The organism is Rhodococcus sp. C1 (genome assembly GCF_020809065.1).
GTDB classification, from domain to species: Bacteria; Actinomycetota; Actinomycetes; order Mycobacteriales; family Mycobacteriaceae; genus Rhodococcus_F; species Rhodococcus_F qingshengii.
The window spans coordinates 1,379,931-1,396,586 of the sequence record NZ_CP078080.1; the positions used below are offsets into that span (position 1 = coordinate 1,379,931).

Below are 16,656 nucleotides of genomic sequence, written 5' to 3' on the forward strand. Positions count from 1 at the left end.
TCTGTCTCCAATTACATGCATGGCGAGTTGCAGTATTTGACGGCTTTGTCCCGTTCCGGGACCACGTCGCAAGCAGGTGATTGTTCAACTATGCGCGTTCACCTGCTGTGATGTATTCGTCCCTTCGATGCAGCGTGAAATGACAACACCTGTGTTAAATCTGGATTCGCGGCGCAGAATGCCACCCCGATACCGAGGAGGGGACCAAATACCCAACTCGATCGGGGTCGAGATCAGTCCGAATCGTCGGGTTTGGTGTGCCCGTCGAACGTCACATGGATGTTCTCGTGGGGAACCGCGCGTTGTGCTTTTGCTTGATCGGCGAAGGTGCGCCGATCGCCTTCGATGAGTTCGGTGTTGTCGGTGAACGGAGCCAACAACGCCCGCGGATGGAGTTTGTCGACTCGCACGACGTTGATTTCCGCACACATGACGATCGAGGCTGCAGCGAGGAACAAGAAGGCCAACAAACCCAGAACGATGGCAAAGACGCCATTGGTGGTAGAGGCACCCCGCACCACAGAGGTCACATAGAGGGCACCGAAGGACTGAAGTGCTTGCCAGAGAACAGCAGCGGCGATCGCTCCAGGTGCCACATCGGCTACCGAGAGCGGGCGGGCGCAGGTGAGCCGGAAAGCGACGATGAAGATGCCCGCATTCAAGACGACTACCGCAAGGGTCAGCAGGAAGCTGAACGAACCGCCCAGATGAAGCGCACCACCGATGTTGGAGACAGCGGTGGTCCCCAAGATCGCGAGACCGATCGTGCCGAGGAGTAGTAGCCCTTGGAGACGCCCGCGGATGGGATCCGGTCGCATGTTTCGGGGCACCGACCACACCGTGTTCATCGCGTTCTGGCAAGCCAGAGCGACACCGAGGCCACCGTAGAGACCACCGACGATTCCGATCACCAGACCCGTGACACCGCCGCCGATCTGTTGCGCATTGCCCAGGTCGTCACCGATCACCGGAAACTGATGCAGCGCGGAGTCCAAGATCTGTTGCTGAAGCTCAGGGTTGCCCGACAGCACGAAGCCGAGAATGGTCGAGAGCAACAGAAGAAGAGGAAAGAGCGAGACGAAGCCGTAGTAAGCGATCAGCGCGGCTAGATAAACACCTTGATCGTCGAGGAACTTGTAGAGGACCGCTATCGGGAACCCCAGGGCCGGATGCTTCTGTTGCAAGGCATCGAGGCGCTTGGCGATTGTCATTCTCGGTCTCTCTCAGCTCGTCGGACAGCCCGACGAACCTTAGTCGCTGCGAGCGCCCGGCGCTCGACGCCGGTGCAGCCGTCGCGTCAGGAGGCTTCGAGTGACTTCTCTGCTTCGTCGAGCGCGCGCATTGCTCCCTCGACAGAGTTGGTGACCGGGAATTCCTCTTCCGCCCGCGCCGCGCGAAGCAAGCGTCGAAGCGGGTGTGACCCGATCGCGGCCCACTGGAAGTCGTTGGCTCGCGAACGGGAGTTCAGCTCGGCGAACAGTTCGAGGCAGACCGCACCGACGAACAGTGAGTTGGACAAGTCCAGAATGACGCGAGACCACTCCGCAGCGTACGAGTTGAGAAGTTCTCGTAGTGCTGGGGCGGAGAGTTTGTCGAGGTCGACCTCGACCTGGATCAGGACTGTCGAGGGCGCTATCCGCCAGGCCGCGAAACCATGCGTTTCCACGATCGGCCCCAATTGTGTTGAGGGATCGATGGAATCGATCGGTGTGTGGTCGAGTTCATTCAGATTCATGGCAGATCCGGTCTGTGTGCTTTCATCGAAAGGCTGACGACCGATCTGGCGGCGCGGAAAGTTAATGCGTCCAGGCGTGGAAAGCTTTAGAGCTCAATGGAAATGAACAGTACAGATGTGCGCAGGAAATGCTCACCTGATCCAGAGCCTTGATGCGAACCGAGCGCCAGTGGCTTCAACCCCGGCTGTATTCTCAACCTCGGTACCGTTCAGTGTAGCTCGAGGGCGTGAATCGGTCCAGGTGAGAGGTCGAATATTAAGCGGTGCAATGTTTTTGGTCGACGCTTCGGTATGGTGGAAGATCAGCGTCACCGGACGAAGGGAATCAGATGAACGACCGCGATGCACTCACGGCCATCTCGACCAAGCTCGACACACTGATCGGCGCGGAGACCAACGGTTTGCGGGACGAGGTTCCGCCCGGTTCCAGTGTGCAGCGCACCGAGCAGGACGGCGAGCACGGCCGGTGGGGGCACGATTACCGCCTCGCCAACAAGTATCTCGAGGCCCTCGACATCGGCCAGCCCGGTCTCATCGATCGAGACGAGCTGGAACGTCTTGCGCAGGAATACATCTGATCCTCGAGACGTACCTTCAGAAGATTTCACCCATCTCGGTGCGTAGCTGCTTCAGTGACTGAGTGAGGATTCTGGATACATGCATCTGAGAGATGCCGACCTTTTCGGCAATCTGGGATTGGGTGAGATGGCCGAAGAATCTGAGAACGACGATCGTGCGCTCGCGCTCCGGTAGTGCCAGGAGCGCGGGCCGCAGGGTTTCGTGATTGTCGATCCGACTGATCGCTTCGTCGTACTGTCCCAAAGTGTCTATCAGAGTCAGACCACTCCCGTCGCCGGCGGACGCGGTGTCGAGCGGTGTGGTTCGGTACGAATTACCGGCGGTCAAACCTTGTTCGACCTCGTCCGGTTCGATGTCGAGTTCCTTGGCGAGTTCCGCGACTGTCGGTGCACGGCCGAGCGTCTGGGACAAAGTCGTGAGCGCCCGGTTGAGGGCAAGGTGCCGTTCCTGAAGGCTACGAGGCACTCGCACGGACCAGCCGTGATCGCGAAAATGCTTGCGAACCTCACCCATGACGGTCGGGACGGCGAACGAGAGGAAATCCGATCCTTTGTCGACGTCGAATCGCTGCACGGCCTGTATGAGCCCGACGCGAGCAACTTGCTCCAAGTCCTCGAAAGGCTGGCCACGCCCCTGGTATCGGCGAGCGACGTGTGTGGCCAGGGGTAGGCACAGTTCGATGATCGAGGTGGTTATTTTTTCTCGGCTGGGATCATTCGGCGGAAGCGAGGCCATCGAGACGAACAGTTCGACAGCTGTTTCGTACTGGTCCTTCTTGTCCGGTGGGACAGCGGTCACGCACGCTCCTGGGGCAAGCCCTTTTCAAGCGTCATCGTCAGGGTGATGTGACCGTCCGCGTCGATTTCCGACTGTTCCAAGCGGACGGAATCGACCAGCGCTTCGAGAACGAACCATCCGAAGCTGTGCGACTTGTCGGGTATCTCGGAGTGCGCGATCACGGACACGACAGTCCGAAGTGTGCGGCCGACGGTGTCGAATCGGCAAGTCAAGTCGCTGGACGGTATCGCGTGGCCGATGAGGATGCTCGCGACTTCGTCCATCGCCAGAGCAAGGTCGGCTGTTCCGTCGACATCGAGTCCGGTGTTGTTGGCAACCGTTCGGGTGATTCCGCGCAGAGTGGGAAGTTGAGAGTACGACGCGCGGACGCGGAGCGAGGCGATGGAGTCGTGAGTTAGTTCGGTTTCGGTCGGACTCGACAGAGGGATCAAGGGGCTTCCTGTAGGTAGATGTGGCGTAATTCCGGCGGACCGAGGCAAGGACCGGTACCGGCCGTGCGTGCCAGCCATCTCTACCCCGGAAGTATTCATGGCCTTGGATTACCCTTCGCCCGGCGAACTAACCCTCTTTACCCGAACTAGAGGATGAATTGTGAGACACATCACCTGTGGTGCGGACGTACCGAATCCTCATCTTTCATTTTCGCGTCGTTCGGGTACAGCCGCTTCATGGACACCCATTCGGACAGACAGATCCCCGTACACATACGACCGGAAGGTGTCACTGATGACGAGGTGAAGGCGGCAGGAGTGCTGTCGAACGCCCTTGAAACGGTGGAACGGGCACGCGGTGCTCTGTACGACTTCCATCAGCTGATAGGGCATGCCGATCTGATGCTCGACGAGGTCGTCGAGCTACTGCGATCCAGCGGCAACGACGACCTGGCCGATCAGGTCGAGGGCGAGTTGATGGGCCGGAACGTGGTCGAGGGGCGCTGGACTTTCCAGTTGGTCGAAGAGTTCGACGAGAACTACTGGTCGTTTTTTCGTGAATGCGAGAAAGTGGTGCGCGACAAGCTGGCAGGCGGAGTGCCGCACCTCTTCGAAGCCGAGATGAAGGAGCGACGCCGCACGCACGGTTTGCGGCACCACGAGGCCAGGCCCTGAGGTTCCTATCTACTCTCGTGAGCTCGTCGCGGCACTGATCAGTGGTTCAGTTCGAGCTTTGCGCAACGATTCTCGCTCGGTCGCCGTCATGCCGCCCCAGATTCCGTGGGGTTCCCCGGTCTGGATGGCGTGCACCAGGCATCTCTGCACGACAGGGCATCTGGCGCACACCAGCTTCGCCGAACTCTCGCGCTTCGCTCGCCTGGAGCCGCGCTCGTTCGTGTCGTCGTAGAACAGAGCGGGGTCGGTGTCGCGGCAGGTGCCGGACAGTTGCCAATCCCACTCGTCGGCAAGGGGCCTGGGAGATGTGTAGGAGCGCATGAACATGGACGTTCCCTTCGCTGCGTGACGAACTCGACTCGGATCGCGGATCCAGGTCGGGTGTTAAGGCAAAGCTCGGTCCCGCCGGCCTGAACCGGCGGGACCTTCGAGGCTCCTCCCTCGAGGGGGAAGATTTCGGGGGTACCTCTGGTCGGTCATTACCCAGCCGTACAACTTTTGAATCCCGGTCGTCAGGAATTCTTTCGATCCACGGCACGTCGTTCTGCTGCGGCGACAAGACCACCGGCGATGTCGCGCACCTTGACGTTCCATTCCTGCGACATCTGGACCAGAAAGTCGAAGGCTTGGTCGGCCGAGCACTCACGCTCGGCCATCAGTAATCCCTTGGCCTGCTCGATCAAGGGCCGAGAATCCAAAGCTCTTCTCAGTTCGTCATTTTCCGCGCGAAGGCGGGTGAGGACGTCTGACGCCGAACTGGACTGCTGAGCCAGCGGTCGTTGAACCTCGTATACACGATGAAGCACACCGATGACCCTGCCGTCATCATCGGTGACGGCGGAATTCACCGTATTCCAATAGCGGGTGACAAACATCCCGCTCCCGCGCTCGTCGCGCACGTCGTAACGCTGAGTCGGCAGTGCGTCCCGAGTTCGGGACCGCATCGTGCGCTCGAATGACGCTGTCAACGAGAAGATTCCATCGGCAAACGAGTCGTCGGGATTGTCGGGGAAGGCTTCGAACACTTCCACTCGGTGCAATTGATCGAGGCTGCGACCGGATACGGCAAGGTATTCGTCGTTTGCGCCCTGGATACGAAAATCGCTGTCCACGAGCAGAAGAGAAGAACTGCTTGCCGCAAATCGATCGCTACGAACGATCGAGCGGAGAGTGCTCGAACTCATGATTGTGTCGTTTCTGTCCTGTCTTCGACGGTTGCGGCCCCTGATATTTCAGAAGTAGGTGATCGCGAGAACTCCGAGGGCGGTGCCTGCCACGATCGATCCGAACAACAAACGCTGCTGCAACACGAACATCTGATACTCGCGACGTGTTTGTGTCGACGTGCCGCGCGAGTCCGCAGACATGCTCTTGCCCTTTCCTGTTGTGGGGAGTGCGATTTCGGCCGACCCCCGATCGGCCGAAACCGCGGACGGTGCGTCAGTTCTGACGCGCCTCATTTGCGGCATCCTGCTCGGTGGACGCGCCTTCGTGTACGAGGCTGCCACCCGAGTTCTCGAGGTGAGCACGAACGAACCACTGGAACTTTTCCAACTGCGCCGTCTGGCCGATCAACATGTCCTCGGTGATCGGATCGATCTTGCCGACGCTGTCGATTGCGGTGCGACTGTCGGTGATGATCCCGGTGTAGACGAGGTCGAGCGCAGCGAGGTGCGCACGAGCGTCGTCGCGGCCGACGGAGTAGTCGTCCCACGTTCGATCGCGCTCGATTGCTCCCGCGGTGCCCTTGGGCGAGTTACCCAGTGCCGCGATACGTTCGGCCACATCGTCGGCGTAGCCGCGAACCAACTCCACCTGGGGGTCGATCATCTCGTGCACGCCGATGAAGTTGGGGCCCACGACGTTCCAGTGAACGTGCTTGAGCGTGAGGTGAAGATCGTTGTAGGCGCTGAGGCGTTCCTGCAGAATATCGGCGACGGACGAACCGTCTGCGCTGCTCAGTCCCGGTACGGTGAACTCGGACATATGTTTTCCTCTCGTCTTGATGGGGATCGCCCTCCAGTGGGGCGGTCTCGCGCCATCGTCAATCGGATCGCGTGTCGGTCAGGTTCAGTGCGCGAGTGCTACTGGCTCCTCTGTCACCGGGTCGCCGTACATCATCGCGATTCGGCGCTTGACCTCTTCGGTTGTCAAAGTCGCACTTGCGACAGTGATTCCGATGCCGGTGGTGCTCTCGCCCTGTGTGGGCGGGATGTCGATCGTCGTCATCTTGCTCCCGGTGAAGAGTGTGCCGTGAGGGAGTCGGCTGAACCACCGACTCCGACGTCTGGGTGTTCTGCGCCTTCGAGCTCCAGTTATGGCGCTTTCAGGTGCTACAAAATCTATATCAGCCGATGTAGATAATTGGCAAGGCTACTTCGATTCGCGGGCGAAGGAAAGCGCATTGTGCAATCTTGTCGAAATCGGCTTTGATCTGCCATTTCACGCCCTTTCTGCTCGACGATTCTTGTTGTCAGTGGTCCTGGACACGCTTGAATCTATGTCCTGGGCGTCAGATTCACTGCGTGATGGTGCTAAGGTCGGGTGACGCCGATTGAGACAGCCGACACCGAACTAGGAGGTTCCAGTGACGTCGGAATCCCAGACCCGGGCGCTGCGCGGCGTGTACGGGATCTCAGTGATGTCTGAACTGTCCGGGGTAGGACCTCAGACGCTGCGCCTTTACGAGCGAAGGGGCTTGCTCACACCAACCCGCACCGATGGCGGTACGCGCCGGTACAGCGAGGCCGACCTGGATACGCTCGGACGAATCACCGCGCTGATCGACGACGGAGTCAATCTCGTCGGTATTCGTCTGATTCTGTCCCTCGAGGCCGAGAATGCAGTCTTAGCGGCTCGAATCAGCCAGTTGACCGCCGAGGGGGACTAGTGGTGCTGCTCGAGACGATGCCGTTCAGGATGGAGTTTCGGTGCGGGTAGGGTCGCCGAAGTCCGCGTCGGCGGAGATTTTGTTCCCTGCCGCTGCGATCTGTTCGAGCGCGGCGTCCAAAGCATCGACCAACCATTGATGCGACGCCTCCGCGAGGAGGCGATCCGGAGTGTCGGTGTTCTCGGATTGGAAGAACCGCACCAGCCATGATTCTCCGTTGTCGGGTCGATCGGAGAGTCCAGCCGCGGTATTGGTCGCCAGAAGGAACCGGTTGTATTCGAGGTCAACACGAATGGCGTACTCGCCGAACAGGTTCACCACGTTGGCCGGCCGATGAGTAGCGGCAGCGAGCGCAATGAGAGCGTCGTTGTAGGTTTCGGAGTACTTCATCGTGAGGGGCATGGTCGGCCTGTCTTTCTGGGCCGATGCAGCATTGCACGGCTATGTCGAGGAGATCAGTTCGCAGCCGCTGCTTGACGATGAACTGAAACCAATCCTAGCTCGAGCCTCCGAGCGCACTGACGCAAGCCCGTGAGGGTCAGTTGTTGCGCGCAAAGTTCGACTCACGCTCCGTGACGAACTGATCGTCCGGAAGCGGTCCGGGTGGGGCAAGCGCAGTCAGGAACGACTCGGCCCACTGATGCACATCGTGTGTCATGACCTGTCGATGCAGCGCAGCCATACGGCGACGGCCTTCCTTCGGATCCTGATGAACCGCGGTCAGGATCGTATTCTTCACGCCGTCCAAATCATGCGGGTTGACCAGGTATGACTGTCGTAATTCCATTGCGGCACCGGTGAACTCGCTGAGAACGAGAGCACCTCCGAGGTCGCCACGACAGGCCACGTACTCCTTGGCCACCAGATTCATCCCGTCGCGCATCGGCGTCACGAGCATGACGTCGGCAGCGACGAACAGTGCGATCAGTTCTTCACGGTCGACCGGCTGATACAGGTAGTGAACGACGGGGCGGCCGATCTGACTGTGGTCACCGTTGATGCGGCCCACCTGCTCTTCGATGACGCTACGCAGGTCGATATAGTGCTGCACGCGTTCACGACTGGGCGTCGCGAGCTGCACCATCGTGTACTTCTCCGGATCCAGACGATCCTCGTCGAGGAGTTCCTTCAAGGCTTGAAGCCGCAGGTCGATACCCTTGGTGTAGTCCAGCCGGTCGACTCCCAGCAAGATTTTCTCGGGATTTCCCAGCTCTTCCTTCAATTCGCGCGCGCGACGCAGGACCGAATCGCTTTTCGACTGGCGCTCGAGTTCGGCAGAATCGACGGAGATGGGAAAGGCGCCCACCTTGACGACGCGAGAATCGAAATCCACATGCCCGAGCGCACTTCGAACACCGACGCCCGCGGTCGTCGTCTTGAGGCCGAGAAGTTTGCGGGCCAAGAACAGGAAATTGTTTGCGCCACCAGGTAAGTGGAAGCCGATCAGATCGGCGCCCAGCATTCCCCTGACGATCTCCTTGCGCCACGGAAGCTGCATGAAGAGCTCGACCGGAGGGAACGGGATATGAAGAAAGAACCCGATCGTCAGATCTGGCCGCAGCTCGCGCAGCATCGCCGGCACAAGTTGCAACTGATAGTCCTGCACCCAGACAGTCGCTCCGTCCGCGGCGCAACGCGCGGTTTCCTCGGCGAACCGCTGGTTGACCGCGACGTAGGTGTGCCACCACGACCGCTCGAACGTCGGAGCCACCAGAACGTCGTGGTAGAGCGGCCACAACGTGTCGTTGGAGAACCCCTCGTAGTACTCGGCGAGGTCCTGAGAGGTCAGCTCGACGGGAAACAGACGAAGGCCGTCAACCACTATCGGATCGACCTTCTCGTCCGCGACCCCCGGCCAGCCGACCCAGGCGCCATCCCGCTGTCGGAGGATGGGTTCGAGCGCAGTGACGAGCCCACCCGGACTTCGCTTCCAGTTCTTGCTTCCGTCTTCGTCGGTTTCGAGATCGACCGGCAGTCGGTTTGCGACGACGACGAATTCGGAGAGCTTTTCGAGATCGGTACTCACGCCGACATCGGCTCCGCCAGGGTCTCGTCCAGGACGGAGGTCGAGGACAGGTACGCGACTGCATCGGCTGTCGAGTCGGTGTACACGATGTCGGTGTCCATCTTCAGAAGAGACAGCGGACGCCTGACAGGGTGCGCTGCGACGAGCGTCCACGGCACGCCGAGCCTCCGTGCCTTGGCCGACAGAGTCTCGATGATGGAAAGACCTCCGACGGAGATGAACTGGACGTCCGAGCAGTCGAGTACGAACGGGTGTCGCTCACCGATCAGGTCGTCGACGCAGGCAGCGAAATCAGCTCGGGACCGGACGTCGATCTCGCCGCTGACCACGAGCGACTGAATGTTTTCGGCACAGGTCGTCGTGAAGGTGGGGGGACTGTCCGTACGCTCATCTGTAGTTCTCGAAAACTCGTTCATCGAAACTCCTGACGGATTGCTCGAAACGGTTCGTTCGAACGGTCTGGTTCGAAACGGTTTCGTTCGAAACCGGGAAACGGCACGGGAAGCAACGCACGAACCGTGCTCGTCTTCAACGGCTGGGTACTCAACCGTGCTGAGTGCCTACCTTACCGCATCGCGAAAACCCAGGTGAAAAGCGTTAGATCCGTACGGATTTCAAGGTCCCATGAGCGTCGGCCCACGGGACCTTGGTCCCGATGGTTCAGACCTTCCGGGATCAGTCGGTGTCAGTCGCCGGGCCGGTGCTCGAGGCTCCGCCCTCGTCGGCCCACGTACGTTCGCCCGACGGATCGGTCTGAACGTCCTTGGGTGCGGTGTCGGAGCCGGTTCCCGGACCGTGGTCGGTGCCGGTGGTCTGCGGCTCGTCCGTCTGATCCGTGCGGTCGGTGGAATTCTGTTCACTCATGGTGTGCGTTTCCTTCGGGAAGTCGTTGTTCATGTACTTGTCGTTTCCTGCTCACCCGCGAGGGGTACTCAGTAGGGGGTAGTGCGTCACGTCGAGCCAGTACGTCACGTCGAGTCCATACCGGCAAAGTCAGCTGTCACCGAAGCAGGAGATTTCACGTGAACCATATGACCGTGACGACCGAACACCTGCGTGCACTGCTGGGCAGTGGCCCCCATTCGGAACTGGTAGCGGTCGGGGGCGAGATCGAGATCTACGTCCCCGATGAAGAAGGGTTCGGTCTCGAGGGTATCTCGCTTGTCACTCGCGAGCAGTTGGCCGAACGTCTACCGTCCTCACCCGACAATCCCGACGAAGGTGAACTACGTATCGCCGCAGAATCGTTGAGCGAGATGATCGCCGAACTCGGCGGTTGAACTCCGAAGTTCGGGGCAGCCGACGTCAGATCTGCGGGATCGGATCCGGAGGGTACGGGTTCGGTGGCGTCGGAGTCGGTGGCACGGGCGGCGGATTCATCGGATCGGGTGGTGTCGGCGCCGGTGGTGTCGGCGGCCCCGGGTCGGGGGCGGGGCCCGGATCCGGTGGTGGGGGAGTGGTCATGAGTGCCGGGTTCCCAAACACTTGCCGAACAAACACCTAGTGTTCGGAGTGGCTTTTGGTGTTCCCTTCGGCAGGTAGATCATCGACGATGTCGACTACGGCGACGTGGATGCTCTCTGCAGAGACCGGTGGGTCCGTGTCGCCGAGGATCAGGTGAACGACATCGACGACGGTGAATCGAACCCGGTCCGACAGTTCGGCCAGATCCACTCCGTATGGCGCTGCCAGTTCGATACGTAGTGAACGTATTTCGTGGCCGTCGACGAAGAACTCGATGCTGCTCGGCGAGCAGTGGTGCCGAGAACGTATCTCGGCGGCCAAGTGGGTGCGGAGTACGTGATCGCTCACCGACACCGTGCCTAGACGTGGACCTTCCGACGCGTGTGCGTCGAGCGGCCAACCGGACGCCGAGGTCGACCGTAGCGCCCGGATCACCTTGTCGCTGATTCGATCCCAGCCCGGCTCGGGAGCGTTCCGCAGGACGTCGGATGCGTGCGCCATCAATGCGTCGGTTCGTGATTCAGTCATCGCCACCTCGTCATTCGTTCACTCAGGTTAGCCCGTGCACGATGGTGATGCCCGCGCACCGCATCCGGGGTGAGTCTTAGAATCTTGCCGATTTGAACGAACGTGAGCATCTCCACCTCTCGCAGCGTCCATGCCGCACGCTGGCGATAAGGCAGTTCACCCAACGCTTCTTCCAGTGCCTCGAGGAACGCGGAGTTCGAGGTCGTGTCGAACGGGCCGGCCTCGGGAGACGGCACGAGAGGATCGAGCAATCTGTCGTCGATCGGTTGAGCTCTCTTGATTCGATAGCTGTCCACGATCTTTCGGGAACAGATCGCGAAAAGCCATGTTCGCATCGACGATTCGCCACGAAACGAATCGAGTCGACGCCAGGCGGCCACGAAGGTGTCCTGGACTACCTCGAGAATGTCACCTTCGTCTGCGAGCATGCGACGCGCATAGCGGTGAAGTGCAGGTCCGTAGTAGTGCACCAGTGACTCGAATGCTTCTCGGTCGCCGAGTATCGCAGCGTTCACTGTCGCGGTGTCCAAACCGTCAGGTGCTTCGGTGAGCCCCTGTGTATGCGGTAACGCCACAGTCGCTCCTCTCGCGGAAATGCGGAAAACTCGGCTGCGTTCGAAGATTGTTCGCCCGGCCGGGGCGTTGAATGTTACGGACAGTAACTAACAAGTGTCAGTGATGCACGTCACCTGACTGGGGCATTCGGTTTTGCCTTCGAGTGACGACTACACAGGTAGATCGATCAACAGGAGGAGATGACAATGGTCAGCACGCAGGTTGCGACAGCATCTACGAAGGATGTTGCATCATCGAACGACTCGGCTCTCGTGAGTTCGCAAGGAAAGACGTCGATCGCCGACACCGTTGTCTCGAAGATTGCCGGCATCGCTACGCGAGAGGTGAGCGGCGTGTACGACGTCGGCGGCGGAGCGTCGCGGGTTGTCGGGGCACTGCGCGAGCGGATCCCCGGCGCGAGTGTCAATCACTCCCAGGGAGTATCGGTCGAGGTCGGCGAAAAGCAGGCAGCGGTCGACATCGACATCGTGGCCGAGTACGGCGTATCGCTCGCCGATCTGGCCACCGGCATTCGCCGCAACGTCATTGCGGCGCTCGAACGGATGACGGGTCTCGAAGTGACCGAGGTGAACATCACGGTTCACGACGTTCACCTCGACGAGGGCAGTGACGACGAAACCGGCGAGCCCAAGACTGCACGGGTGCAGTGAGTTCCGAAATCGCCGACACCATCGCGGCGGCTGTGACGGGGATACCTGGGGTCGCCTCGCTTCATGCCGGAATGTTCGGCGAGGTTGGCACGTACCTCCCCGGTCGCCGCGTCGTCGGCGTGCGGGTGACGGAGTCGTCGACAGACATCCATGTGTGCATCTTCGCCGACGCCGCCGTTCGAGATACGGCTTTACGTATCCGCCAAGCGGTTTCAGGACTCGTTACAGGCCCCGTGAACGTGACAGTGGAAGACGTAGTCGGTCGTGCGCACGATGCCTGAGCACTCTCGTGGTCCAGTTCCTGATCGCCGATCCGCACGCCGAGAGGCGATCAGGAGCTACCACCCCGACGTGGGCGGATCTGCCGACGCACTCAATCGAGCGCTCGAACGCGTCGACCGGGACTTCGCGTCCCCGATCGGTGTGGGTGTGCGCAGGACACTGCGCGGCACGATGCGGCAGATAGCGAAACCCGCTCGGACCCAGTACACGCGTTTGCGCGCTCGGTTTCCGGGTGCCAAGACCTACACCGAGATCTGACTCGCACCAACGAACATCATCCACAACGGAGGATTCACATGACCACCTCGACTGTCGGCCTACTGGCAGGACTACTTCTCGGAGTCGCAGCTGCTGCAGGCGGTTTCACCGGATTCCTCATCGCTCTGGTTCTCGGTGTGATCGGATACCTCGTCGGTGGTCAGCGTGACGGCGAGTTCGATCTCGGTGTGATGCTGAAGGGTCGCGGACGTGGCTGAGACAGCTCGACCGGAGTCGTCTGTGCTTGGTGAGCCGGGCGATCGCGGAACGCTGACGATTCGAGACAGAGTCGCGCAGAAGTTGGTTCTCGAGGCGACGCGCGGAACCCCGGGGGTGCGCCATCACGCCGCCGGCATGGACAAACTGACCGGGCGCGAATTGCCGAGGGCGCGAGTGCTGGTATCCGGCAAGCGGGTACGGGCCAAGGTGGACATCGCGATCGAGTGGCCCGGATCCTTGTCGGTCATCGGTACCGCGGTGCGAGAGAACGTGACAACCCAGTTGCAGTCTGTATCGGGCCTGGACGTAGACGGCGTGGACGTGGCGATCGTGAGCGTTCTCCCGGCATCGACCAAGCGTGACGCGGGAAGGAAAGTGCGATGACCGCCGACAAGGTCGCACCACCCAATGCCTCGAGGGCTGCTGCTCCTGTTCCCCTTGCGGCGCCCGGATCGGCCGTCACGGGATTCCTCATCGCCGCGGCGCTACTTGCGCTCGGCGTGGTCGGCGTCCGCGACGCGCTGGTGGATACCGGCGTGATCACCGGGTCGCAGTGGATACCAAGTGCTGCCGCATATGTGGACGGGCTCGCGTACCAGGGTTGGATGTTGCCGGCGGGGATCGCAGCCGTCGTTCTCGGCCTGTGGTTCGTCATCCTCGGACTCAAACCGCGACGAAAGACTGCCAATGCCTTGGTCGGAGTCGCGAATACGTGGATCGATCCCGCCGATGTAGCGGCGATAGCGTCTGTTCGCGTCGAGTCACTGGCCCAGGTTCGATCCGCTTCGTCACACGCGACCCGGCGCAAGCTGGAAGTGAAGGCCTCGGTCACGCCCGATGGAGCCGCCACCGCTGAATCGGAAATCCGTGCGGTGCTGGGGGACTTGGCCGGGTCGCTGTCACCATCGCCGCGAATCAAGGTTCGTATCCAGACGGGATCGCTGTCATGACTCGGACGGCGACGGCGATGGATCGCGTGGCGACATGCGTCGTGGGGATGCTCGCGATAGCGCTGGGAGTTGCAGCGATCCTGTGGAATCGCGACGTGATCAAGGATTTCCCGGCGCGTATCGAGATCCCGTGGGCTGAAGATCTTGTCGATCACTCGTGGTGGCCATGGGCTGTCGGAGCTGGGGGAGTATTGCTAGTCCTCCTCGCGTTGCGGTGGTTGATCGCGCATGTGCCGCTGCGTCGGGTGAAGGAGATCACGGTCCCTGGGTCGAACTCGCACAATTCCATCACCGCGGATCTGGGTGCGGTGGCGGAAGGGGCGAGCGCATCACTGGAGGACTTCGACGAAGTGTCGCGTGTCCGAGGAAAAGCGTTGCTCGATCGTGGAGTTCGCACGATCGATTTGCGAGTGACATTGAGACGTAGCGTCGTATCCGGATCGGAAACGTTGTCCGAGTTGATTTCTCGCGTCACTGACACGGGGGATCAAGTCGAGTCGGTGGTCGGTGATCCATCCGTCGCGACCAGAACTCACATCGCCGTGGAAAGCGCGAAACGCGATGAGCCGAGAACTCTCTGATCAATCGAGGTTTGAGCCTCCCGGTGACCGGGTATTGGTAGACCTCCCGATCGTGCACAGAGTCATGGATGTTGCTGTGGCACTGTGCGTCACGGTGCTCCTGGCGACCGTGACCTCGATGGCGATCGCGATCGTCGTGACGCTGATCATGTGTGCGTCGGTGAGTGTCGTTTCTCGTATGTGGTGAATCGCCAGTCATTTTGGTTCTGTCGTGAACACCTGATAGAAAGGTAAGCAGACAATGTGGCTGCTACTGAGTGCACGATCCCCCGCGTCGTGCGGTGGAGAGTCCGGTTGTGTGCAAACACTAACCGCGATCACGGTCTAGTTGCGCGGGCCGATCGCTCGGAACTCTCCCTTTACCGGCAGTCTCTCATTGCGCCGCCCCTCTTTACTCTAAGGAGTTCAAATGCTTCCTCTCGGTATCATCGCCTGGATCATCATCGGTGGACTGGCGGGTTGGATCGGCAGTAAGATCATGAAAACCGATGCGCAGCAGGGGATCTTCCTCAACATCGTTGTCGGTGTCATCGGCGGTCTGATCGGTGGTTTCCTGCTTCGAGTCTTCGGCGTCGATGTCGAGGGCGCGGGCTGGATCTTCAGCTTCCTCACTTGCCTCCTCGGCGCCGTCATCTTGCTGTTCCTGGTCAAGGCAGTCACCGGAAAACGCTGACACGCATTTGTCCACGCAGTTCGAGTTCGACTGAATCCACGACCGAATTCCACGGCCGAACGCACGACCGAATCCAAGAAGGAGAAATACATGTCTGACTTCATCGACAAGGCAAAGCACCGCGCTGAGGATCTCATCGGCGAAGCGAAGGAAAAGTTCGGAAACGCCACGGGCAACGATGATCTGGCTGCCGAGGGTGTTGCCGATCAGGGCGAGGCGAAGGTCAAGAAGGCCGGCGACACTGTCAGTGACAAGGTCTCGGATATCAAGGACAAGTTCACAAGCTGAGTGAGCTTCGGCGCGGTTGATCGGCACGTCCGGTCAACCGCGCTTTTGTGTGTCTCCTCGGCCGTTGCGGCTACCGCGATACGCGAACTTGCGCGTTTCTGCGAGCCACTCCGGAAGCATGCGCATGTGGGCCGGTGTGTTCAGAATCGGATCGAAGGACGGCTGGAGGCAATCCGGGTGGTCCTCGACCTCGTCGAGACAGAGATGCCCGATCGGTATCAACTGAAGTTGAATTCTCGCGAGGTACACGGAGAAGTGCAGCGGGGAATGATCGACCGCAGCTTTCAATGCAGACAAAGAAGTGCCGGCCGGATGGACACCGCGCGGTGTCACGATCAGCCACGCCGCGGCACCGCCCGCGCGTGAGTAAGGAACCAGTGTGCTGTACCTCGCGCCGTTCCACGAGAAAGCCGGAGCTGGAAACATTTTCGAGAAGGTAGAAAGTCCTGATGTTGCGAGAAGAATGTCCCACGGGTTTTCATCTGCGCCGACATCGTGCAACCGAAGCGCCAGGCCGAGTACGTCGGGTAGGTCTCCGGGTGTTCCGAGGGCTTTCGACATTCGAGCGGTGACGGTAATCGTCGACGACTCCGATACCGGCCACCATGGGGTGGCCGGCTTCAATGTTCCCTTCAGTTCGATCCCGTGAGGGTGAAAAACCCTGGCCATGCGCAGCGATGATGCGAAGTGGAACGGCGCACCGACCAGCTTCCCGATCGCACTCTTGCCGGCGGGGATGATCGAATTGATCGTCACAGCTTCCTTTATCTGAGAATTCTCCGCCCGTGAAGCGCCCGGACTGGACGGACGTTCAGGCGTATTGACGGGCTTTTCAGTGGCGTCTTTCGACTTCCCAGTGGTGGTGATTGCTAATCATGTGACATGCCGTAACAAAAGTCTCGCCCGCCGGGATAATTAGCCAAACGCATAAATTGGTCGTTATGGTTTGTTTGTCCGTAACGGTGCGATCGGACCTGTGACCGTCGCGAACTGGCGAGATTGCTACTCGTGATTTGTGTTTGGTGATTGCGCGGAAACAAGAAATGTCGAGGA

30 protein-coding genes are annotated in these 16,656 nt (G+C 60.2%); 14 read left to right on the forward strand and 16 right to left on the reverse strand.

Annotation, left to right across the window (positions count from 1 at the left end):
• Positions 1–233: 233 nt before the first annotated feature.
• Positions 234–1,211, reverse strand: coding sequence for a YihY/virulence factor BrkB family protein (locus tag KTR60_RS06330; protein WP_003943713.1), 978 nt, complete (start codon positions 1,209–1,211; stop codon positions 234–236).
• A gap of 86 nt (positions 1,212–1,297) precedes the next feature.
• On the reverse strand, positions 1,298–1,735 hold the full coding sequence (locus tag KTR60_RS06335) for an STAS domain-containing protein (protein WP_054187566.1): 438 nt from the start codon (positions 1,733–1,735) through the stop codon (positions 1,298–1,300).
• 329 nt (positions 1,736–2,064) lie between these two features.
• Here KTR60_RS06335 and KTR60_RS06340 point away from each other — a divergent pair, with 329 nt between their 5' ends.
• Positions 2,065–2,313 (forward strand): hypothetical protein, encoded by a 249-nt coding sequence (locus tag KTR60_RS06340; RefSeq protein ID WP_003943680.1) that lies wholly within the window; start codon positions 2,065–2,067, stop codon positions 2,311–2,313.
• Positions 2,314–2,329: 16 nt separating this feature from the next.
• Here the strand turns inward: KTR60_RS06340 and KTR60_RS06345 are convergent, their stop codons facing one another.
• Positions 2,330–3,112, reverse strand: a complete 783-nt coding sequence (locus tag KTR60_RS06345) for a SigB/SigF/SigG family RNA polymerase sigma factor (RefSeq protein WP_003943639.1) — start codon at positions 3,110–3,112, stop codon at positions 2,330–2,332.
• The gene (locus tag KTR60_RS06350) at positions 3,109–3,543 is read right to left on the reverse strand and encodes an ATP-binding protein (RefSeq protein WP_003943620.1); all 435 of its coding nucleotides are present in this window, start codon (positions 3,541–3,543) and stop codon (positions 3,109–3,111) included. Before KTR60_RS06350 ends, KTR60_RS06345 begins: the two co-directional genes overlap by 4 nt.
• Before the next feature lie 237 nt (positions 3,544–3,780).
• Between KTR60_RS06350 and KTR60_RS06355 the strand changes: the two genes are divergently transcribed.
• A complete protein-coding gene (locus tag KTR60_RS06355) occupies positions 3,781–4,218 on the forward strand; it encodes a hypothetical protein (protein ID WP_039972685.1) in 438 nt (145 codons plus the stop codon).
• 9 nt (positions 4,219–4,227) lie between these two features.
• On the opposite strand, the gene KTR60_RS06360 is transcribed toward KTR60_RS06355, so the two are convergent.
• The 5 genes from KTR60_RS06360 to KTR60_RS06375 form a co-directional block, all read right to left on the reverse strand.
• Positions 4,228–4,545, reverse strand: a complete 318-nt coding sequence (locus KTR60_RS06360) for a WhiB family transcriptional regulator (RefSeq protein ID WP_003943622.1) — start codon at positions 4,543–4,545, stop codon at positions 4,228–4,230.
• A gap of 185 nt (positions 4,546–4,730) precedes the next feature.
• Positions 4,731–5,402 (reverse strand): ANTAR domain-containing response regulator, encoded by a 672-nt coding sequence (locus KTR60_RS06365; RefSeq protein WP_042925720.1) that lies wholly within the window; start codon positions 5,400–5,402, stop codon positions 4,731–4,733.
• Positions 5,403–5,450: 48 nt separating this feature from the next.
• Complete coding sequence (locus KTR60_RS29175; protein WP_256082897.1) at positions 5,451–5,585, reverse strand: hypothetical protein; 135 nt, start codon at positions 5,583–5,585, stop codon at positions 5,451–5,453.
• A 73-nt stretch (positions 5,586–5,658) separates the two neighbouring features.
• Positions 5,659–6,204, reverse strand: coding sequence for a Dps family protein (locus KTR60_RS06370; RefSeq protein ID WP_003943731.1), 546 nt, complete (start codon positions 6,202–6,204; stop codon positions 5,659–5,661).
• Between the two features lie 84 nt (positions 6,205–6,288).
• Positions 6,289–6,447 (reverse strand): hypothetical protein, encoded by a 159-nt coding sequence (locus tag KTR60_RS06375; protein WP_003943664.1) that lies wholly within the window; start codon positions 6,445–6,447, stop codon positions 6,289–6,291.
• Between the two features lie 358 nt (positions 6,448–6,805).
• Here KTR60_RS06375 and KTR60_RS06380 point away from each other — a divergent pair, with 358 nt between their 5' ends.
• On the forward strand, positions 6,806–7,108 hold the full coding sequence (locus KTR60_RS06380; RefSeq protein WP_003943719.1) for a MerR family transcriptional regulator: 303 nt from the start codon (positions 6,806–6,808) through the stop codon (positions 7,106–7,108).
• A 24-nt stretch (positions 7,109–7,132) separates the two neighbouring features.
• Here KTR60_RS06380 and KTR60_RS06385 read toward each other — a convergent pair whose 3' ends face one another.
• From KTR60_RS06385 to KTR60_RS06400, 4 genes are all read right to left on the reverse strand, one after another.
• On the reverse strand, positions 7,133–7,510 hold the full coding sequence (locus KTR60_RS06385; RefSeq protein WP_007726560.1) for a hypothetical protein: 378 nt from the start codon (positions 7,508–7,510) through the stop codon (positions 7,133–7,135).
• Positions 7,511–7,646: 136 nt separating this feature from the next.
• Positions 7,647–9,134, reverse strand: coding sequence for an alpha,alpha-trehalose-phosphate synthase (UDP-forming) (locus KTR60_RS06390; protein WP_064075809.1), 1,488 nt, complete (start codon positions 9,132–9,134; stop codon positions 7,647–7,649).
• On the reverse strand, positions 9,131–9,550 hold the full coding sequence (locus KTR60_RS06395) for an STAS domain-containing protein (protein ID WP_007726563.1): 420 nt from the start codon (positions 9,548–9,550) through the stop codon (positions 9,131–9,133). Before KTR60_RS06395 ends, KTR60_RS06390 begins: the two co-directional genes overlap by 4 nt.
• A gap of 259 nt (positions 9,551–9,809) precedes the next feature.
• A complete protein-coding gene (locus tag KTR60_RS06400; protein ID WP_136472457.1) occupies positions 9,810–9,998 on the reverse strand; it encodes a PI-type proteinase in 189 nt (62 codons plus the stop codon).
• A 167-nt stretch (positions 9,999–10,165) separates the two neighbouring features.
• Here KTR60_RS06400 and KTR60_RS06405 point away from each other — a divergent pair, with 167 nt between their 5' ends.
• The gene (locus KTR60_RS06405; protein WP_007726566.1) at positions 10,166–10,414 is read left to right on the forward strand and encodes a hypothetical protein; all 249 of its coding nucleotides are present in this window, start codon (positions 10,166–10,168) and stop codon (positions 10,412–10,414) included.
• Between the two features lie 220 nt (positions 10,415–10,634).
• Here the strand turns inward: KTR60_RS06405 and KTR60_RS06410 are convergent, their stop codons facing one another.
• Positions 10,635–11,126 (reverse strand): hypothetical protein, encoded by a 492-nt coding sequence (locus tag KTR60_RS06410; protein WP_218960345.1) that lies wholly within the window; start codon positions 11,124–11,126, stop codon positions 10,635–10,637.
• Positions 11,123–11,701, reverse strand: coding sequence for an RNA polymerase sigma factor (locus KTR60_RS06415; protein WP_007726571.1), 579 nt, complete (start codon positions 11,699–11,701; stop codon positions 11,123–11,125). The genes KTR60_RS06410 and KTR60_RS06415 overlap by 4 nt, the downstream gene beginning before the upstream one ends.
• A gap of 186 nt (positions 11,702–11,887) precedes the next feature.
• Here KTR60_RS06415 and KTR60_RS06420 point away from each other — a divergent pair, with 186 nt between their 5' ends.
• The 10 genes from KTR60_RS06420 (at position 11,888) to KTR60_RS06460 (ending at position 15,603) form a co-directional block, all read left to right on the forward strand.
• Positions 11,888–12,352 (forward strand): Asp23/Gls24 family envelope stress response protein, encoded by a 465-nt coding sequence (locus KTR60_RS06420; RefSeq protein WP_003943699.1) that lies wholly within the window; start codon positions 11,888–11,890, stop codon positions 12,350–12,352.
• Positions 12,349–12,633, forward strand: a complete 285-nt coding sequence (locus tag KTR60_RS06425) for a hypothetical protein (RefSeq protein ID WP_042452304.1) — start codon at positions 12,349–12,351, stop codon at positions 12,631–12,633. The genes KTR60_RS06420 and KTR60_RS06425 overlap by 4 nt, the downstream gene beginning before the upstream one ends.
• 70 nt (positions 12,634–12,703) lie before the next feature.
• Positions 12,704–12,892, forward strand: a complete 189-nt coding sequence (locus KTR60_RS06430) for a hypothetical protein (protein ID WP_007726577.1) — start codon at positions 12,704–12,706, stop codon at positions 12,890–12,892.
• A gap of 38 nt (positions 12,893–12,930) precedes the next feature.
• Positions 12,931–13,110: a hypothetical protein gene (locus tag KTR60_RS06435; protein WP_003943629.1), complete on the forward strand. Its 180-nt coding sequence runs from the start codon at positions 12,931–12,933 to the stop codon at positions 13,108–13,110.
• The gene (locus KTR60_RS06440; protein WP_019747452.1) at positions 13,103–13,495 is read left to right on the forward strand and encodes an Asp23/Gls24 family envelope stress response protein; all 393 of its coding nucleotides are present in this window, start codon (positions 13,103–13,105) and stop codon (positions 13,493–13,495) included. Before KTR60_RS06435 ends, KTR60_RS06440 begins: the two co-directional genes overlap by 8 nt.
• Positions 13,492–14,061, forward strand: a complete 570-nt coding sequence (locus KTR60_RS06445) for a DUF6286 domain-containing protein (protein ID WP_065456024.1) — start codon at positions 13,492–13,494, stop codon at positions 14,059–14,061. Before KTR60_RS06440 ends, KTR60_RS06445 begins: the two co-directional genes overlap by 4 nt.
• Positions 14,058–14,642 (forward strand): hypothetical protein, encoded by a 585-nt coding sequence (locus tag KTR60_RS06450; protein ID WP_118602922.1) that lies wholly within the window; start codon positions 14,058–14,060, stop codon positions 14,640–14,642. The genes KTR60_RS06445 and KTR60_RS06450 overlap by 4 nt, the downstream gene beginning before the upstream one ends.
• A 64-nt stretch (positions 14,643–14,706) precedes the next feature.
• Positions 14,707–14,829, forward strand: coding sequence for a hypothetical protein (locus tag KTR60_RS29180; RefSeq protein ID WP_003943707.1), 123 nt, complete (start codon positions 14,707–14,709; stop codon positions 14,827–14,829).
• Between the two features lie 222 nt (positions 14,830–15,051).
• Entirely contained in the window at positions 15,052–15,315 is a 264-nt protein-coding gene (locus KTR60_RS06455; RefSeq protein ID WP_003943661.1) for a GlsB/YeaQ/YmgE family stress response membrane protein, read from the forward strand.
• A 90-nt stretch (positions 15,316–15,405) separates the two neighbouring features.
• Positions 15,406–15,603 carry a CsbD family protein gene (locus KTR60_RS06460; RefSeq protein WP_007726588.1) on the forward strand — a complete coding sequence of 66 codons (198 nt, stop codon included), beginning with the start codon at positions 15,406–15,408 and terminating at the stop codon, positions 15,601–15,603.
• Between the two features lie 33 nt (positions 15,604–15,636).
• On the opposite strand, the gene KTR60_RS06465 is transcribed toward KTR60_RS06460, so the two are convergent.
• Complete coding sequence (locus KTR60_RS06465; RefSeq protein ID WP_021333851.1) at positions 15,637–16,359, reverse strand: hypothetical protein; 723 nt, start codon at positions 16,357–16,359, stop codon at positions 15,637–15,639.
• Positions 16,360–16,656: the final 297 nt, after the last annotated feature.

Coding starts and splice junctions, on each gene's coding strand:
- KTR60_RS06330 (WP_003943713.1), bottom strand. CDS start 1,211: ATGACAATCGCCAAGCGCCTCGATGCCTTGCAACAGAAGCATCCGGCC.
- KTR60_RS06335 (WP_054187566.1), bottom strand. CDS start 1,735: ATGAATCTGAATGAACTCGACCACACACCGATCGATTCCATCGATCCC.
- KTR60_RS06340 (WP_003943680.1), top strand. CDS start 2,065: ATGAACGACCGCGATGCACTCACGGCCATCTCGACCAAGCTCGACACA.
- KTR60_RS06355 (WP_039972685.1), top strand. CDS start 3,781: ATGGACACCCATTCGGACAGACAGATCCCCGTACACATACGACCGGAA.
- KTR60_RS06360 (WP_003943622.1), bottom strand. CDS start 4,545: ATGTTCATGCGCTCCTACACATCTCCCAGGCCCCTTGCCGACGAGTGG.
- KTR60_RS06365 (WP_042925720.1), bottom strand. CDS start 5,402: ATGAGTTCGAGCACTCTCCGCTCGATCGTTCGTAGCGATCGATTTGCG.
- KTR60_RS29175 (WP_256082897.1), bottom strand. CDS start 5,585: ATGTCTGCGGACTCGCGCGGCACGTCGACACAAACACGTCGCGAGTAT.
- KTR60_RS06370 (WP_003943731.1), bottom strand. CDS start 6,204: ATGTCCGAGTTCACCGTACCGGGACTGAGCAGCGCAGACGGTTCGTCC.
- KTR60_RS06375 (WP_003943664.1), bottom strand. CDS start 6,447: ATGACGACGATCGACATCCCGCCCACACAGGGCGAGAGCACCACCGGC.
- KTR60_RS06385 (WP_007726560.1), bottom strand. CDS start 7,510: ATGCCCCTCACGATGAAGTACTCCGAAACCTACAACGACGCTCTCATT.
- KTR60_RS06395 (WP_007726563.1), bottom strand. CDS start 9,550: ATGAACGAGTTTTCGAGAACTACAGATGAGCGTACGGACAGTCCCCCC.
- KTR60_RS06400 (WP_136472457.1), bottom strand. CDS start 9,998: ATGAGTGAACAGAATTCCACCGACCGCACGGATCAGACGGACGAGCCG.
- KTR60_RS06405 (WP_007726566.1), top strand. CDS start 10,166: ATGACCGTGACGACCGAACACCTGCGTGCACTGCTGGGCAGTGGCCCC.
- KTR60_RS06410 (WP_218960345.1), bottom strand. CDS start 11,126: ATGACTGAATCACGAACCGACGCATTGATGGCGCACGCATCCGACGTC.
- KTR60_RS06420 (WP_003943699.1), top strand. CDS start 11,888: ATGGTCAGCACGCAGGTTGCGACAGCATCTACGAAGGATGTTGCATCA.
- KTR60_RS06435 (WP_003943629.1), top strand. CDS start 12,931: ATGACCACCTCGACTGTCGGCCTACTGGCAGGACTACTTCTCGGAGTC.
- KTR60_RS06445 (WP_065456024.1), top strand. CDS start 13,492: ATGACCGCCGACAAGGTCGCACCACCCAATGCCTCGAGGGCTGCTGCT.
- KTR60_RS06450 (WP_118602922.1), top strand. CDS start 14,058: ATGACTCGGACGGCGACGGCGATGGATCGCGTGGCGACATGCGTCGTG.
- KTR60_RS29180 (WP_003943707.1), top strand. CDS start 14,707: ATGGATGTTGCTGTGGCACTGTGCGTCACGGTGCTCCTGGCGACCGTG.
- KTR60_RS06455 (WP_003943661.1), top strand. CDS start 15,052: ATGCTTCCTCTCGGTATCATCGCCTGGATCATCATCGGTGGACTGGCG.
- KTR60_RS06460 (WP_007726588.1), top strand. CDS start 15,406: ATGTCTGACTTCATCGACAAGGCAAAGCACCGCGCTGAGGATCTCATC.